Here is a 15,649-nt window from a genome sequence, read left to right on the forward strand (position 1 = left end):
TTGAGTTTGGCGATTTTTGTGGTAAAAAAAAGACTTTTATTCCACATAGACAATGGGTGAGACTAATTCTCCTCATTGTCTTGAAAAAATATATCTCCTTTTTTCATCTAAAATTCCATCAGTTGCATTTGTGACTTGAATCTAAGTTTTTTTAAAATCACTCCGTCTGGTATTCCGCGTGCTTCAAAAAAAAATCCACCCTTCCTTAAAATGAAGGAGAGGTGGATGGTATTAGTTGGGAATTGATATCTTAATTTTTCGATTCTACTTTAATCATTTCATTATCACCAACCAAAAGGAAAAGGCAAAGTGAATTAGATTTAGAAAGTAGTTGATTGCATTTTTCGTGACATTTGTTTGCAACCAATTGATAAAAAGGCTCATCTTCTGAAAAAGGGATGATATCTAAAATGGCATTAGCTAGTTTTAGTTGTTTTATTTGATTTACAACGTCAGAATTATGTCCGCAGTCTTTCGCTAAGCCAGCAACAAATTCTGAATTGAAAACCACATTCTTGCTATGCGTATCCATATGTCCTTCAGCCAATTTTACTGATTTACCAAACATAATGGCTAGGTTTATTTTCTCAATACCTTCTTCTACCGATAACTTAATTGTTTCACCAACAAGGTTACCAAAATGAATATACGCAACTGCTGGAAGTTGAGGAAAGCCTGGTTTTAATCTATTTTCACTCCGTTTTCCTGCTGTTAATACAATTTCAGAACACTGATTTCCCTTAGCAACTTTCACTTGTTGCCTGATACTTGCTAAAAATGCTTCGTTGGAATAGGGTTTCACGATACCCGTTGTGCCAATAATTGAAATACCTCCGATGACACCAATTCTGGGATTAAATGTATGTTTGGCTAACTCTTCTCCCTCAGGAATATAAGGTTTTACATCAAAGGCTAATTCAGTTTCATAGGTATCAGCCATTGTTTGTAACAGATTCGAAACCATTTTTCTTGGCACGGGATTGATTGCTGGTTCTCCAACAGGAGTTTGAAATCCAGGAATAGTAATAATTCCTACACCTTTCCCTTTAAGAAAATGCACGCCCGGAGTTTCTGAAAAAGTCAATTCACATCCAATTTCTTTTGCATGGGTTGCATCAGGATCATCTCCAGCATCTTTAATCACGACACAAGAAGACGATTTGTCTGATATTTTCTCAGGAAAGACAACATATTTAGTCTTTTCTCCACCAGGTAATTCAACCTCAACCCACTTCGGAAATTCTTTTTCAACCAAAGCGATAAAACACGCTTTGGTTGCTGCAGTTAAACAAGTGCCAGTTGTAAAGCCACCTCTTAATTGACCTTCAACTTTTAAACTAGATGTCTTAACACGATAAAAAAGCTGCAAGAATTTTTTTGGAGAATCAGCTACATGATTGTAATTGGGTAAAGTAGGACGTTCGACCACCCAAAGAGGAATGCCTAATTTCTCAGCAACTGTAAGTTTCGATTGAAAAAAACCTGATTCACCACTTTCCTTAGTCAATAATATTTCAGCATTCACTTTCCTAGCCAAAGCTTCCAATTGTTCTGTATTTGCCTTGGGATCCATTGGAATAATAAATTCTTGGGCAAGATCAGTTTCTTTCGATTTTCTTAGGCTAAGATCTGTATCTAAAATTCTGAAATAACAAGTTCTCTGTTCCCATAAAGATTTTAATTTCGTTATGGTTTGTACACCTGTTAAGGCCAGAATATGGTCGAACTTCTCCTGTAAAAGCGCATCGCTCATACTATCATACGAATCGAAAAAACGGACAGATTTTGATGATCTTACATCTGGAAAATTTCGCTCATATCGAATGGTTTCTATTCCCAAATCAGAGGCAGTAGTATAAATGTTTTCGTGTAAATACACTGCAAAAGGGTGTGCTGCATCAATAATTAATCGGATATTATTCTCCTGACAAAAAACTTTCATTTTTTGCCCATCCAACTCTCCAAAAACACGTGTCCCTTTAATTTGCTTATGGGTATCTGTTCTTGTTGAATAAAAATACGGTTGACCAATAATATCGAATAGTTCTGCAACTATTTTTCCTTCCGTTGTTCCTCCAAAAATGAGTATCATAAATGTCTCCTATAAACTATTTGCCTGCTCTGAAAGCGTGTGTGAATTTTTTATCGTATAATTTTGAAAAGCCTGAGCGATTATCAATTGCTTTTCCCACAACAATCAATGTTGTCATTTTTAAATTGTTATCCTCAACCGTTTTGGCAAGTGTTTCAAGTGTACAACGATAAATCTTTTCATCTTTCCATGTTAGTTTATAACAAACTGCCACAGGTGTTTCAGGAGGATAGTGCTCCGAAAGTTGTGCTTGTACTTTATCGGCAATGGAAGCACTTAGGTAAATACACATGGTACTTTGCGATTTAGCAAGTTTATGCAGTTGCTCGCGAGCTGGCATTGGTGTTCTACCTTCTCCTCTTGTAAGGATAATTGTTTGTACTTCTTCGGGAATTGTAAATTGTGACTCCAAAGCGGCTGCTGCTGCTTGAAAAGAAGAGATACCTGGTGTGATATGATACTTCCAACTCAATTGGTCCATTATAGCCATTTGTTCCTGAATTGCGCCATAAATACATGGATCTCCAGTATGTAAACGAACCACAAATAAACCACGGTCATAAATGGGTTTCATGGTTTCAATCTGCGTAATTAAATCCATTCCTGCCGAACTGACAACCACGCAACCATTTTTTGCATAATTTGTTAATTCTTTTGGGACCAAACTTCCTGCGTAAAGGATCATATCGGCTGATTGAAGCATTCTTTTTCCACGAACAGAAACCAATTCTGGATCGCCAGGACCAGCACCAACAAATTCAACGAATCCGGTGCGTTCATTTTCACGCTTAATTGCAACTGCAAAGGTGAAATGTTTCTCTCCTGCTTTTGCTTTTACCTTTTCAACTATAAGTTGATTTTCCGATAAGTGCATAGCTGATGCTTCAGAAACACTGAAACTACCAGTAACCTCATTTACCTTTTGCGATGGATTTGGAATATCATATTTAGATAATATCTCATTACTAAATGGTATTAATTCAATATCCCATTTCTTACTTAAGTCGATAAGCGCTTTTTCATTGGCTTTTAAATCTACTGTTCCAATTGCTGCAATAGCTTTCGAAGAAATATGTTGTTCCTCAAGTTTAACTAGTAACTCTTTTTCAAAGGATTCAAAAGAAAGGTCTTTTTGACAACCGACTCCCAGTTGCATAACTTTTGGTCGGTAATAAATTACCTTCTCACCAAAGTCGTAAATAAATGGAGTAACTGCTAATACAACATCATACTCTTCCGGTTTAATATCATCAGCTTTAAAAAATAGATCGACATGTGTTGGCATTTCTGTCTCCAAAACTAAAGTTCCCTTGTCGCGAATATCCAATAACAAAGCAGTCTTTTTTCCATTAACAAAAGCTGCCATTAGGCTCGTTAAATTATCGCCACATTCCAGTGTCCAATTGTATTTTTTAGGCAATAAATCTAATGCCCACAGTCCTGATGTATCACTTACAGTTGTTACAACAGATAGGGTTCCCAACATGCGAGAAATATCTTCTGATAACTGATTGGCTCCACCCAAATGTCCAGAAACAACAGCTTGAACAAACTGTCCATTTGCATCCATATTTATAACTGCTGGATCGGTTTTTTTATCATTTAAGAATGGTGCTATTTTACGCACACAAATTCCAAGAGAACCAATAAAAATTAAAGCTTCATTCTTATTCCAAAGCTCTTCGTAATTTTGGGGCGATTGAACAATACTAGCATCAAGTCCTGCATCGGTTAGTTTTTGAGCTAAAGCTTGTCCTTTATCTGAATGGGTGATTATTATTTTTGACATGATATTGCTTAATTTAATAATTGAGATTTTTTTGTTTTTCGGGCAACTAGAATTGTAATTGGGTTGAACTCATCCACACTTACCACAGTTTCATATATTTTTTGATAGGCATTTCTTTCACACCAATTGATAAATCCATGGCGGCTTTTTTCGCTGACAGAATTAAATGCAAGAATTCCTTCCGCATTTAAGTTGAGGTGAATATCATCTAAAACTTCATCCATTTTTCCACCATATCCACCTAAAAAGACAGCATCTGGCTTATCTATTTCAGATTTATCAATTTGCAGATAATCTCCAATGAAAACCTCTATTCCTGGAGTTTGAAATTTTTGAGCGTTCCGTTGAATAATACCTTCTGATTCTTTCCTTATTTCGAAAGATTTCACCTTTATATGAGGATGGTTTAAGCGAGTTTCTACAGAAACACTTCCAGTACATGCTCCAACATCCCAAAATACCTTTTTCGAATGAAGTTCCATTAAAGCTAAAGTGCTTAGGCGTATAGCCATCTTCGTTATCATCTTCGGTCTTCCTTCCAATGGTTCAAAATCACTTTCAGAGATGCCTTTCCTTGGAATTAAATCATTCGTTTTTTCAAGATAAAAGCAGTTCGGATGATTAAAATCAAAACTTAACGCTTCCTCCAAATTCAATTCCATGACACGTTCTTTCTCACCACCCAAACGTTCGCCATAGTACATTTTGTAGTTCGAATAGCCGTACTGCAACATTCTTTGTGCAATTGTTTTTGGCGTATTTTTCCTATCGGTAAGTATGCCCATTCTTTCAGTTCCTTTTATCAAAGCCTGATCGAACTTTTCAAACGATCTGCCTGTTAAGGTTACGGTCTGGAATTCTCCATAGGGCAATTTAAATCGATGAGCCAACAATTGAAGTGAATTGAAATCAGGGGAAATAGTAATCTCTGCATCTGGAAATTCACGCATTAGCGTTATTCCAATGCCATAAAACAAAGGATCGCCCGAAGCAAAAACAAGCCAGTCTTGCTTCGATGTTTCGATAGCCTCATACAGATTTGACAAGGGCACAACGATGTTTTGCCAGTGAAATCCTTCAGGTAAAAATTCCGTTACCAATTCTCTGTGTCGACTACCACCTGCAAAATGCTTCACCGAATGAATCAGAGAAATCTCTTTCTCTGAAAATTCCGGTTTTATATCTGATATTCCTATGATTGTTATTTTCATTTACTTCGTTTAAACGCCTTCACCAGGGTGCATTTGTTCAGCTTCGTTCCAACTTAAAATTGCATTTATAATAGTTGCAGCCACATTACTTCCACCTTTTCTGCCATTGACAATGACTGCTGGCGTAGTAGGACAACCATATTTTAATTGCCATTTACTTTCTTTCACATTTACGAATCCAACTGGTGTTGCAATAACTCCAACAGGATTTGCTTTACCATTGCGAATAAGTTTTATTAACTCCATTAAAGCTGTTGGTGCATTACCGAAAGCAAAAATAGCATCAGGATGCTCTTCTACAGCTAACTGTATCCCTGCTTGTGTGCGAGTTATATTTTTTTCCGAAGCCATTTTAGCGACACGTTCATCATCGAGGTAGCATTTAATTTGTAAGCCCAGTTTTTCTGCAATTGCTCTTCTAATTCCTCGAGTAACCATCGATACATCGGTTACAATCACAGGTGGTTTACCTGAATAAAACTTTTCATGTAGTGTCTCCACCACATTGTTTCTCAGTTCTACTGATTCGTTCAAATTGAAATCGGCCGTTGTGTGAATGCAATGTAAAGCCACCCATACATGAGCAAGACTTTTCCCCGTAATATCGATATTATCTAAGATAGTTTGAAAGCTTTTGTTCATGATCTTGCGACCCAATTTATCATCACTTTCATTTTTCTTAGCATAGTAACCTCTTGGTGTAATCATTTTATCCTGACTTTTAAAAGTCTGACTATTACCAATTACAATTACTGTGAACATATCTGCTTTGGTTACATCAAGTTCGGCAAGTGTTATAACTTCAATCGATTCGTCTTCACGACCAACGTTTCTTGCAATGCCAACAGGTGTTTCTGGTGAGCGAACTTCTAAGAATAACTCTCTAAGTCTCATCAATTGCCAAAATCGGCCTTTACTTAATGGATTGTACACTGCTGTAACAAAATCGGCATCGGCTGCAGCAACAATTCTTTTTTCAATTTTCTCCCATGGAGTCAATAAATCTGACATTGAGATTGAACAAAAATCATGACCAAGTGGAGCTCCTAATTTTGATGCTGCAGCAAACATGGCAGAAATTCCAGGTACGACTTCTAAGTCTACATCAGAATTTCTTTCTGCTCTCATTTCCCATAGGAGTGGAGCCATTCCATATACGCCAGAATCACCACTACTAATAACAGCTACCGTTTTTCCTCCTTCAGCTATTTCAAAAGCTTTAAGTGCTCTCTCACGTTCTTTTCTCATACCTGTATCGAGTAGCGTTTTACCTTCTGACACTTGTTTGATATGTTCAAAATAGAAACTGTAACCAATAATTACTTCTGCGTCTTGTATTGCTTGTAAGGCTTGGGGTGTAAGATATTTCTCATTTCCTGGTCCAATGCCTATGCTGTAAATTTTCTTAGCCATAAATAATAATTAATGAAAAGTAAGGTATTCCTCGCAACTCTAAATCCATCACATTTGTTGTGGAATATTGTTGCGATGTTCCCACACGTTCGATATAAAAAAATGGTCTGTTCTGTGTTTTAAGAAAATCAAACCAGTTATCTAAAACACTCATTTTCATTACAACAAGTGTTTGTTTTTCTTTTAATTCTTCTTCTATTTCTTCAAAGCTATTGGGACGAGCAATTACCTTTAAAGCCTGATTCCCTTCTGTTATAGGTCTTTGACCTTCAGCTCCACTAGCAATAAATGCTGGAATTCCAGGAATCACGTTACACTCAACACCTGCATCTTGAGCTAATTTTAGTAAATATCCAAAGGTGCTGTAAAAAAGAGCATCTCCTTCTGATACCACAGCCACAAGTTTCCCTTTATCTAGCTCAATCTGTATCTCTTGAAAAGCTTTTAAATAATTAGTTTCTCTATTTTTTCCAGTCATAGGAATACAAAGCGGTAAGCTGGGTACGTCCACATTCAGTTGCTTCAATATGTTTTCAGAAAATGAAACGTTTCCTGATTTTTTTATATCAGAAGCTGGATAAAATATAACATCGGCTGTTTGAAGAGCTTTTAATCCTTTTACCGTAATTAATTCAGGATCACCTGGTCCCAAGGCAACACCAACTAATTTTCCTTTACTCATAATCCTAGTTTTTTTAATAAATGCACTATTTTATCTTGCTCACCTAAGTAAAGGTGCATATATGAAGCCCAACAGTTTTTCTTTCTAAAAACGGGCATTACGGCTTCACGTCCACGAGCAGTTGTTGCTCTATAATTTGAATCTTTAGTTTCTTTTCCAATCAATTCGGAATAATGAAACTCATGACCTTTTATTTCAATTCCATTACCTTTAAGATCACGATATCCTAGGTGTAACTTCATATTTTCGAAGGATGTATCAAAATCAAAAACGCCTGTCATTTTATGACTTTCTCCTTCCTTAGTGATAATGTTTTTGCCCAAATACATCATTCCTCCACACTCTGCAATTAGAGCTTTTCCCGAATCAATATAATTCGCAATGGCTTGATTCATTTTCACATTACTTGCTAGTTTATCAGCAAATAGTTCAGGATATCCACCTGGTAGCCAAATTAAATCGGCATCAGGTAAATTTGTGTCATTTAAGGGACTAAATTCAACAATATCACCTAGTTCATTTAGAACATCTCTGTTTGCCTGATATGAAAAATTAAAGGCTTCATCATTAGCTATGGCAATCTTAAATTTCTTATCTGTTTTAGGCTTCGTCAATTGTGATTTTTGGATGTCTTTCTTTGTTATCTCCAAAAGTAAATCCACATTAACATGTTTCTCTATGAGTTCTGAAGCAACATCTACGATTTCACGGTTCTTATTTTCGCCTGGTAAATGCAAACCCAAATGTCTCGATTCTATTGCTAACCTTTTATCACGTGGTAAGTATCCTAGCACAGGAACGCCTGCATCAATAGCAGCCTCTTTCAAAAATTCAAAATGAGATTCACTAGCAACTTTATTGAAAATAACCCCTGCCAGATTAATGCTTTTATCGAAATGCTTAAACCCATACAAAAGAGGCGCAACCGAATAGGCAGTGCTCGAAGCATCTACCACAAGAATGACGGGTAAATCCAACAACCGAGCAATAGCAGCAGAGCTACCTTCGTCTTTTTTTGCTCCATCGAACAAGCCCATGACACCTTCTGCAATTGACACGTCTGCAAGTGGGGCTTTTTCATTGAATAGTTGCTGTACATGTTCCTTGTCAGCCATCCACACATCGAGGTTATATGAAGCCTGACCAGCAATTTTGGTATGATGCATTGGGTCAATATAATCAGGACCACACTTAAATGGTTGAACTTTTAGCCCTCGATTAACGAAAGTCTGCATTAAACCAAGTGTAAGCATCGTTTTACCCGAATTACTTTTGGGTGCCGCTATTAGAAAAGCATTTTTAGATGTTTTATCCATAATATTCTTTTAACCAATCAATTCGTTTATGTGCATTAAAGTATGCCATTTTCGATTGTTTTATTTTCTCGACTTGTTGAAAATCTAGTTCAACAAGTGCTATATCTTTATTATCTATTCCCGTTTCTGCCAACACGTTTCCTTTGGGGTCGAGTATAAAACTTAAGCTAGGAAAAACGGTGCCATTTTCATTTACAGAGTCTTGATTACAAACCATTACAAAGCAATTGTTATCGTAGGCTCTTGCTGGAATGTATTTTTTAAATCTTTCGAGTTTTATTTCTGAATTCTCCTTGGGTGAGGCAAATGCCATTGCCAGCAAACTCGCACCTTTCTTAGCTTGTATAAAACTAAGCTCAGGAAAATGCGTTTCGTAGCATAGTTGAATTCCGATGTTTATATTTTTCACCTGAAATACATTTAGCTGACTTCCCTCTGAAAACACTTCTCTCTCGTTAGAGCTTAAGTGTGTTTTACGATGAGAACCTATCATTCTCCCTTGATCAAAAACAAAATGAGAAATAAAATATTTTTCATCTTCTTGCTCTGGAAAACCGACTGCAAAAGCTGCATTTAATTGTTCAGAATATTCTAATAAACTCTTAAAAACGTCTTTTTTTTCTAAGATTACTTTATCTAGAATATCAATATCTTTAGTATAACCTGAAAGATTTAATTCGGGGAACAAAATGAATTCTGCTCCTTGATTATTCAGTTTTTTAATCCATTCAATTGTAGTTGAAAGGTTTTTCCCAACATCTCCAATTATACATTTTGAGCTTACCGATGCAACTTTCATTACTGAACAGATTTTAATGTTAATTTTAATAGATCCTCAATTGAATCTTCTTGACCAACATATGTGCCTTCTCTATAAAATTTAAAATGAACGCTTCCATTTTTACAGACTTCAAGCCAGGTTGAGTCTTCTTCTTTTTTACTAATTGTTTTAACTCCATTTCTAGCAAAAGCTCTTCTAAGCAGAACATATTCGAATCCATGACCTTTCACAGCCATTTCTGAATGTTGCGAATGCTTCACTGTAAACAGACCTGTTTTGTTGTCAAATTCAATTCCCTTGTGTTTAAACATGGATTGAAAAGCATTTTGAAGGAGTAAATCTTCTGGACTTCCTGTAAGCAAAGGTCCGCCTTGCTGCAATAACCATAGTCTATCGGACAATTGTAAGGCTAAATCTAAATCATGAGTAGACATAAGGATAGATTTGCCAGATGAGTTGGCAATATTACGCAGCAACTGCATAATTTCAACCCGTGCCGATAAATCGAGAAAAGCGGTTGGCTCATCTAAAATAATAAGAGGAGTATCTTGAGCAAGGGCTTTGGCAATAAAAGCTTTTTGTCGCTCTCCATCACTTAAAGAGGAGAGAGGACTGTCCTTTTTATGGGCAATTCCGCATTCGGAAATAGCGTTTTGAACAATAATTTTGTCCGCTACATTCAATCTGCCGAGCATTCCTGTATACGGACTACGTCCATAGCCCACTAATTCTTCAACAGTGGCATTGGGAACCACAACTCTATCGGTTAACACCACAGCAATCAGTTTTGAAAGCTCACGTGTGCCTAAGTTTTTAACCTCTAACTGGTTTAGAAGAACGCTGCCCGATAAAATAGGTTGAAAGCCACAAATGCTTCGAATCAATGTACTTTTTCCTGTTCCGTTAGAGCCCAATAAACAGATGAGTTCTCCCGAAGGAATATTTGCTGATAGTTTGTCTGCTACTAGTTTGCTGCCATAACCTATGGCTAAATCTTTAACCTGCAATAAATTTGACTTCATGCTTTTCATCTAAAAATTCTCCTTCCTTTTTTTCCAGATTACCGAGATTACTACGGGTGCACCAATAAAAGCCGTAACCGAATTTATGGGCAACTCACTCTCCATGCCTGGAAGACGGGCTAGTAGGTTACACAACAAAGCTGTGGCTGCTCCTAGAATACAGGCATTACTGATTAAGTAGAGATGATTACTGGTTCGAGAAACCAATTTTGCTAAATGTGGGACAGCCATTCCTATAAAAATAATGGGTCCACAAAAAGCCGTAACAATTGCGGTTAGGGTTCCAGCAAACAGAATAATTAGTATTCTTGCTCGTTTAATTTTTAAACCTAAATTACTAGCATATCTATCGCCAAGTGCCATCAGATTTAGTGATTTACTCAAAAGTAAAGCTAAAAGTGAGGGAATAACTGTGATGGCCGCAAAAAGATAGGCTCTGCCAATAGACATACGAGAGAAACTGCCTAATCCCCAAATCACATAATTGTGAATATCTTCTTCAAGGCTGTAAAATTTAAGAACACTCAGAATAGAATTGGATAGGTAGCCAATCATCACTCCAATAATCAGGACACTGAGCGTGCCACCTATTTTATGAGAGACAAATAAGATTAATGCCAATACGGCAAATGCACCACCCAACGAGGCGATAATAATAGCCAAATCGCCCCAAATGCCAATGCGAGCGAAAGAAAAACCCCATACCTGACCAGCTACCAAAAGAACAAAGCCAACTCCCAGGCTCGAACCCGAGGAAATACCCAATACCGAAGGACCTGCCAAAGGATTTCGAAAGAGCGTTTGCATCAATAAGCCCGCTACGCCCAAAGCCATACCTGCACCTAAAGCAACAATTGTTTGTGGCAAACGGGTGCGCAGTAGAATGTTCTCCCAAATTACATTTGAGGAACCATGGCCCATAACAATGCTCAACACTTCATCCATTGGAATTTTAACCGATCCCAAAGCTAGATTTAATGCTGCGAGCAGCACTAAAACAAACAAGATTAGTGGTATTAATATCGACTTTCTGAGTAAAAAAAATGACATAGTTTATTGTAATGCTTCGTAAAATACAGGCTGATAATTGGGCAATAAATTAGGATGAAAACAATGAATATAATCAGCTAAAATTACATCTGGTTTCATTGCATTTTGTTCGTAATAAGGTTTCTCTCGGATATTACACATGATCACATGACCTGTTTTATAAGCTTTAAAGTCGGCATATCGATCGTCCTGCTCAAAGAGAGCTTTGCGTCCAAAGCCAATTGGTTCTGGAACCAAAATCCGCCAATAATCGCAAGCAGCAGCTTTGGTATACATGGTTTCAAAATCAAGAGGGTAGGCTCCTTGCTTATCATCGTCGATAATGTATTTAGCTCCAGCATCGCGAAAATAGTTGGCGAAAAAACTTTTCCCTCCAGGTACATACCAAATTCCCGATCTCATTTTTCCAGAGAATACTGTAGGTCTTTTTTTAACAGTTTGGGTTAAATTTTTAAGCGAATCGTATCGGATAGCGATTTTTTGAAACAAAGAATCAGCTTGCTTTTCTTTTCCTATAAAGGGAGCAATCATTTTTACCCATTCGGCTCTTCCTAAGGGGCTTTTTTCATCGTAAGCAGCCATTGGAACCAAGGGAATCCCTAAGTTCTTAAGTGCATCGAAGCCGCCTGCTTTGTATGGTGATACAAAAATTAGATCTGGATTTATTCCGGCGATTAACTCGGTGTTAAAATGGCCTTCTTTTCCAACTCGCTTTATTTCACCCTTTTCTATTTTCTCGTTTAAGCCTTTATGAAAGAGGTGTCGGCTGCTATTTGTTGCTACAATGGGGTCTATATCGTTTAATGCAAAGAAATAGGTCAATTGAGTAGACGACAAACAAATGATTTTTTTGCAGGGCACTTGTATTTCATTGGCAGCTGTCTTTTTGGCAACCAATTTAAAATCCTGATAAGTAGAGTCGACACTTTTTGAATCGTACACTCTCAGTACTTTATCATTCTCGGAAGTAAACAACTCAAATCCCTTGGCATATTTCAGATCTTTTTTGATATAGGAAGAGGACACATCGCTACTTTCTTTCTTCTTGTTCATGTGGCATGAAGACAAAAGAAGACCTAAAAGACAAATCAGACTATATGTATATATCTTTCTGCTCATAAAATAATTGAATTAGAGTTGAGCGCTTCGCAAAGCAAATTTTTTAAATCCTATTTTTTGTCCCTTAGCATTGTAAGTGTACACACGTTTCGAGTTGGGACGCTTTCCCGAGTAATAATTGGCAAAGCTAGTAGAAATTTGTGCTTTTTCATTGTAATCATAGTGATACTCTGTCACTAAATTACCTTTTTCATCGCGTTTAAACTTATCGCTTAGTAGACCTTTTTTATTATATTTGTTTTCGGTGATCCACAAGGTGATTTGTTTTCCCTTTGCATTTTTAACCTCGTATTTATTCTGATTCCCGAATTCATCGTAAGTATAGTTAACGCTTTTTAATAAGCTTCCGTGGGCATAGTATTCTGAGCGAATCATTTGTCCTCTCTCGTTGTAGGCGTATATTTTATTGCTTTTTTTTCCTTTGATGTAGTCCGTTTTTAAGCTATTTGCTTTTTTGTCTTTTTCGTTGAACTGATACTCGTAAACAGCCATTAAACTGTCCATGGCTGTGTATTTTTCAGTTTTAATTTTGTGCCCTTTTTCGTCGTAAGAGTAGATGACTTTTCTCTCCAATTTTCCTTCGGCATCAAAGCTTATTTTCTCGGTTTTCAAACCAATTTCATTATAAGTATATTGCCGTGTTCCAAGCAGTTCGTAATCTGCAGCTTCATTATGCATACATAGCAAAGTAAAGGCTATAATAAGTATATTCATCACTTCTATTTAATGTTCATTTCCTGAAAAACTTCTTTCAAATGGTCAATCCAAATTTGAACTATCTCGTTTTGGTCGGCCATGCCCGAAAGCACTGACTCAACTTCATATCCTTTAGCTTCCAATTGAGACTGCCAGCTGTCGCTATCTTCTCCAGCCATATCGTTTCTAGCATGATCGCCTGCAATGGTCATAAAAGGCATCAAGTACACTTTCTTCCATTTCTTTTGATCTAATTTTTCAATAACATCATCCAATTCTGGATATCCTTCAACAGTAGCCAAAAAAATGTTAGGATTTTTCTGCCACAGGTAGTATTGCATAGCTGGATAGTAAACATTGGCTGTATGTTGCGTTCCATGTCCCATAAATACAAGAGCGTCCTTAGTCGTCATGTCACTAGGTAAGTTGCGTAGTAAAACCTCAGTTAAAGCTTGCACATCGGTATGATGGTAAAGCAATGGAGCGCCCAATTTTGCCTCCTCAATTCCTTTGGGTATGCCCGAAAAAGCAACTACCGTTTTCTTTAGATTTTCGTATTCTTCACCTGGTATAACATGCAAAGATTGTACGGCTACTTTTTTAAAGCCTTCTTCGCCCATTTTCGCTAATGCTTCGGCAGGAGAATCAATTTGTTCACCGCGTTTTCTTAATTTCTTTCGAATAAATTTAGAGGTGTAAGCCCAGCGGATTTCCTGCTCGGGAAAGGCAGCTTTTACGTTCTCTTCTATATTCTTAAATGTTGCTCGTGTTTCCGGATAACTAGAACCAAAGGAAACCAACAATATGCCAGTTTTATCTGCTTTTTTAGTTTCCGATTTAGCTACAAACGATACACTCAATAAGATGATGAGTAAAGCGAACTTACTTGCGTTTGCTATTTTATTTGTTGTAAACATGCCATGAATAATTAATTCGAATGTTATTTTATTTTTTTACTCTTTTTCAATTTCCTTTTGATGGATGCTATACCCAAAACGAAACCTGTAATGCTTATTACGCTTCCTCCTATTAAAATCACAATCAGAATGAGTTTTCGTAACCATTCGTGTCGTTTAAAAAATGGAAAATCGAGGGAGTGTAAAGATCGGTAAGACCAACGTCTCCATCGCTGATTGGTATTGTAACTGGTAAGTACTTCACCACTTTTTGTATTAATATACATTCTGGTATGGTCGGCATCTTTTAAATTGATTTGCCAAACAGGCAAAGGACGTGCTGCCATGCCCGAAATCTGATAATAGGCATCGAACTCCTTCTGCTCTTGCAGGTCGTAGGCTATTTGTGGAAAGCTTTTTTCGCACCATTGGCGAACTTCCCTCTCGGAATAGTTCTCCTTGCGTTGAATTTTATTCTCATCCACCAGGTATTCTTCTGCTTTTTCAAAATCATTCCGATATACCCAAAAACAAGGTTTTCCCATTACCTGCTTAAACGCTACTTTGCGTATGTTGGTGGTATCTTCTAGGGCATTCCAAAAATCAGCCATGGAAATTCCCGCAAATTGTTTTAGATCGGCAGGCTGGTTCCATGTTTTTTTAGCAGATACTTTGGCGTGCACAGGAACCATCCACTTGGGAATATTGGTGAGAGATAGCAATCCACTCAGAATAAATGTACAGACAAAAAGACCAAACACAAATCCACTGATGTGATGCCATTTGTACCAGAATTTCTTGTAAGGACTCCAGGAACACCACTGCTTTTTCTCGCCCTTTTTTCTCTTTTGTAAACGGATAAAACCAACAATCAGGCCCGAAAAGCTTGCTAAAATACCAAGCAAAACAAAAACGAGTACTACTTGCCCCCAAAAACCTTTCTGCAGATAAAGAGCACGAAGATACACCCAATGTGGCATCGCACCTAAACGTCCTGCCCAGCGACTTGCTCGAGTGGTTTCTTGTATAATGCTTCCTGATTTTTCGGAGATATAGATTCGTGTGTGTGCCTTATCAGCCATGCTAATTTTGTACATAGGTAACAAAGGGCGATAGTATGACCACGGCATCCATTGATCTAGTTCATCTATTTTTTGCACCGATAAGGTTTTCGCACCTACAAAATCTTCGGCAAGTGCAAGTGCTTCTTTCTCTGTACAGCTTTTCCATTGATCCAATGAAAAAGCATTGTACACTTTTTGTGTCTTTTTGCCTTTGTAGGCTCTATAAACAGGTATTCCATTTCTTTTTTCTAATTCTACTTTGCTAGTCAATTCTAAGGGCATCTGAATAGAATCGAAATCAGAATGGTCTAAAAACGACAAATGCATGAATCTCTCTTCACGCGAAGCATGAGGAAACCCTGCATAGATCAGAACAAATCCTGATAAAAACCAAATAACGAACATGAGGCTAAGTAATGTGCCCGATAGATCGTGAATTTGAAGGAGTAATTTCTTAAAATTGCTCATGATAATATCTTGATATTTAAAAAGAGCAAATCCCCTGACTTGTAGGCTCT

At 37.2% G+C, this 15,649-nt stretch carries 13 protein-coding genes; all 13 read right to left on the minus strand.

Annotated elements, in window-relative coordinates:
- Positions 1–250: 250 nt before the first annotated feature.
- Genes cbiD through EMN46_RS17070 form a run of 13 tightly spaced genes read right to left on the minus strand, consistent with a single transcriptional unit; the run spans position 251 to position 15,599 of the window.
- Entirely contained in the window at positions 251–2,092 is a 1,842-nt protein-coding gene (cbiD, locus tag EMN46_RS17010) for a cobalt-precorrin-5B (C(1))-methyltransferase CbiD (protein WP_154202017.1), read from the minus strand.
- Between the two features lie 16 nt (positions 2,093–2,108).
- Complete coding sequence (gene cobM, locus EMN46_RS17015; RefSeq protein WP_154202018.1) at positions 2,109–3,881, minus strand: precorrin-4 C(11)-methyltransferase; 1,773 nt, start codon at positions 3,879–3,881, stop codon at positions 2,109–2,111.
- An 8-nt stretch (positions 3,882–3,889) separates the two neighbouring features.
- Positions 3,890–5,092: a precorrin-6y C5,15-methyltransferase (decarboxylating) subunit CbiE gene (gene cbiE, locus EMN46_RS17020; RefSeq protein WP_154202019.1), complete on the minus strand. Its 1,203-nt coding sequence runs from the start codon at positions 5,090–5,092 to the stop codon at positions 3,890–3,892.
- Positions 5,093–5,101: 9 nt separating this feature from the next.
- Positions 5,102–6,505, minus strand: coding sequence for a precorrin-3B C(17)-methyltransferase (cobJ, locus tag EMN46_RS17025; RefSeq protein WP_154202020.1), 1,404 nt, complete (start codon positions 6,503–6,505; stop codon positions 5,102–5,104).
- Positions 6,498–7,187, minus strand: a complete 690-nt coding sequence (gene cobI / locus EMN46_RS17030) for a precorrin-2 C(20)-methyltransferase (protein WP_154202021.1) — start codon at positions 7,185–7,187, stop codon at positions 6,498–6,500. The genes cobJ and cobI overlap by 8 nt, the downstream gene beginning before the upstream one ends.
- A complete protein-coding gene (locus EMN46_RS17035; RefSeq protein WP_154202022.1) occupies positions 7,184–8,503 on the minus strand; it encodes a cobyrinate a,c-diamide synthase in 1,320 nt (439 codons plus the stop codon). The genes cobI and EMN46_RS17035 overlap by 4 nt, the downstream gene beginning before the upstream one ends.
- On the minus strand, positions 8,496–9,302 hold the full coding sequence (locus EMN46_RS17040; RefSeq protein ID WP_154202023.1) for a nitrilase-related carbon-nitrogen hydrolase: 807 nt from the start codon (positions 9,300–9,302) through the stop codon (positions 8,496–8,498). Before EMN46_RS17040 ends, EMN46_RS17035 begins: the two co-directional genes overlap by 8 nt.
- The gene (locus tag EMN46_RS17045) at positions 9,302–10,306 is read right to left on the minus strand and encodes an ABC transporter ATP-binding protein (protein ID WP_195715299.1); all 1,005 of its coding nucleotides are present in this window, start codon (positions 10,304–10,306) and stop codon (positions 9,302–9,304) included. Before EMN46_RS17045 ends, EMN46_RS17040 begins: the two co-directional genes overlap by 1 nt.
- 9 nt (positions 10,307–10,315) lie before the next feature.
- Positions 10,316–11,356 carry an iron ABC transporter permease gene (locus tag EMN46_RS17050; RefSeq protein WP_154202025.1) on the minus strand — a complete coding sequence of 347 codons (1,041 nt, stop codon included), beginning with the start codon at positions 11,354–11,356 and terminating at the stop codon, positions 10,316–10,318.
- Between the two features lie 3 nt (positions 11,357–11,359).
- Positions 11,360–12,475: an ABC transporter substrate-binding protein gene (locus EMN46_RS17055; protein ID WP_154202026.1), complete on the minus strand. Its 1,116-nt coding sequence runs from the start codon at positions 12,473–12,475 to the stop codon at positions 11,360–11,362.
- A gap of 12 nt (positions 12,476–12,487) precedes the next feature.
- Positions 12,488–13,189, minus strand: a complete 702-nt coding sequence (locus tag EMN46_RS17060) for a hypothetical protein (protein ID WP_154202027.1) — start codon at positions 13,187–13,189, stop codon at positions 12,488–12,490.
- A gap of 5 nt (positions 13,190–13,194) precedes the next feature.
- Positions 13,195–14,088, minus strand: a complete 894-nt coding sequence (locus EMN46_RS17065) for a sirohydrochlorin cobaltochelatase (protein ID WP_154202028.1) — start codon at positions 14,086–14,088, stop codon at positions 13,195–13,197.
- 23 nt (positions 14,089–14,111) lie between these two features.
- Positions 14,112–15,599: a PepSY domain-containing protein gene (locus EMN46_RS17070; protein WP_154202029.1), complete on the minus strand. Its 1,488-nt coding sequence runs from the start codon at positions 15,597–15,599 to the stop codon at positions 14,112–14,114.
- Positions 15,600–15,649: the final 50 nt, after the last annotated feature.

The organism is Ancylomarina sp. 16SWW S1-10-2, assembly GCF_009669305.1.
In the GTDB taxonomy this organism is placed as follows: domain Bacteria; phylum Bacteroidota; class Bacteroidia; order Bacteroidales; family Marinifilaceae; genus Ancylomarina.

Excerpts from the sequence above, each read along its gene's own strand:
- EMN46_RS17070 (WP_154202029.1), bottom strand. The coding sequence starts at position 15,599 with ATGAGCAATTTTAAGAAATTACTCCTTCAAATTCACGATCTATCGGGC.
- EMN46_RS17040 (WP_154202023.1), bottom strand. The coding sequence starts at position 9,302 with ATGAAAGTTGCATCGGTAAGCTCAAAATGTATAATTGGAGATGTTGGG.
- cbiD (WP_154202017.1), bottom strand. The coding sequence starts at position 2,092 with ATGATACTCATTTTTGGAGGAACAACGGAAGGAAAAATAGTTGCAGAA.
- cobI (WP_154202021.1), bottom strand. The coding sequence starts at position 7,187 with ATGAGTAAAGGAAAATTAGTTGGTGTTGCCTTGGGACCAGGTGATCCT.
- EMN46_RS17060 (WP_154202027.1), bottom strand. The coding sequence starts at position 13,189 with ATGAATATACTTATTATAGCCTTTACTTTGCTATGTATGCATAATGAA.
- EMN46_RS17035 (WP_154202022.1), bottom strand. The coding sequence starts at position 8,503 with ATGGATAAAACATCTAAAAATGCTTTTCTAATAGCGGCACCCAAAAGT.
- cobM (WP_154202018.1), bottom strand. The coding sequence starts at position 3,881 with ATGTCAAAAATAATAATCACCCATTCAGATAAAGGACAAGCTTTAGCT.
- EMN46_RS17050 (WP_154202025.1), bottom strand. The coding sequence starts at position 11,356 with ATGTCATTTTTTTTACTCAGAAAGTCGATATTAATACCACTAATCTTG.
- cbiE (WP_154202019.1), bottom strand. The coding sequence starts at position 5,092 with ATGAAAATAACAATCATAGGAATATCAGATATAAAACCGGAATTTTCA.
- EMN46_RS17055 (WP_154202026.1), bottom strand. The coding sequence starts at position 12,475 with ATGAGCAGAAAGATATATACATATAGTCTGATTTGTCTTTTAGGTCTT.
- cobJ (WP_154202020.1), bottom strand. The coding sequence starts at position 6,505 with ATGGCTAAGAAAATTTACAGCATAGGCATTGGACCAGGAAATGAGAAA.
- EMN46_RS17065 (WP_154202028.1), bottom strand. The coding sequence starts at position 14,088 with ATGTTTACAACAAATAAAATAGCAAACGCAAGTAAGTTCGCTTTACTC.
- EMN46_RS17045 (WP_195715299.1), bottom strand. The coding sequence starts at position 10,306 with ATGAAGTCAAATTTATTGCAGGTTAAAGATTTAGCCATAGGTTATGGC.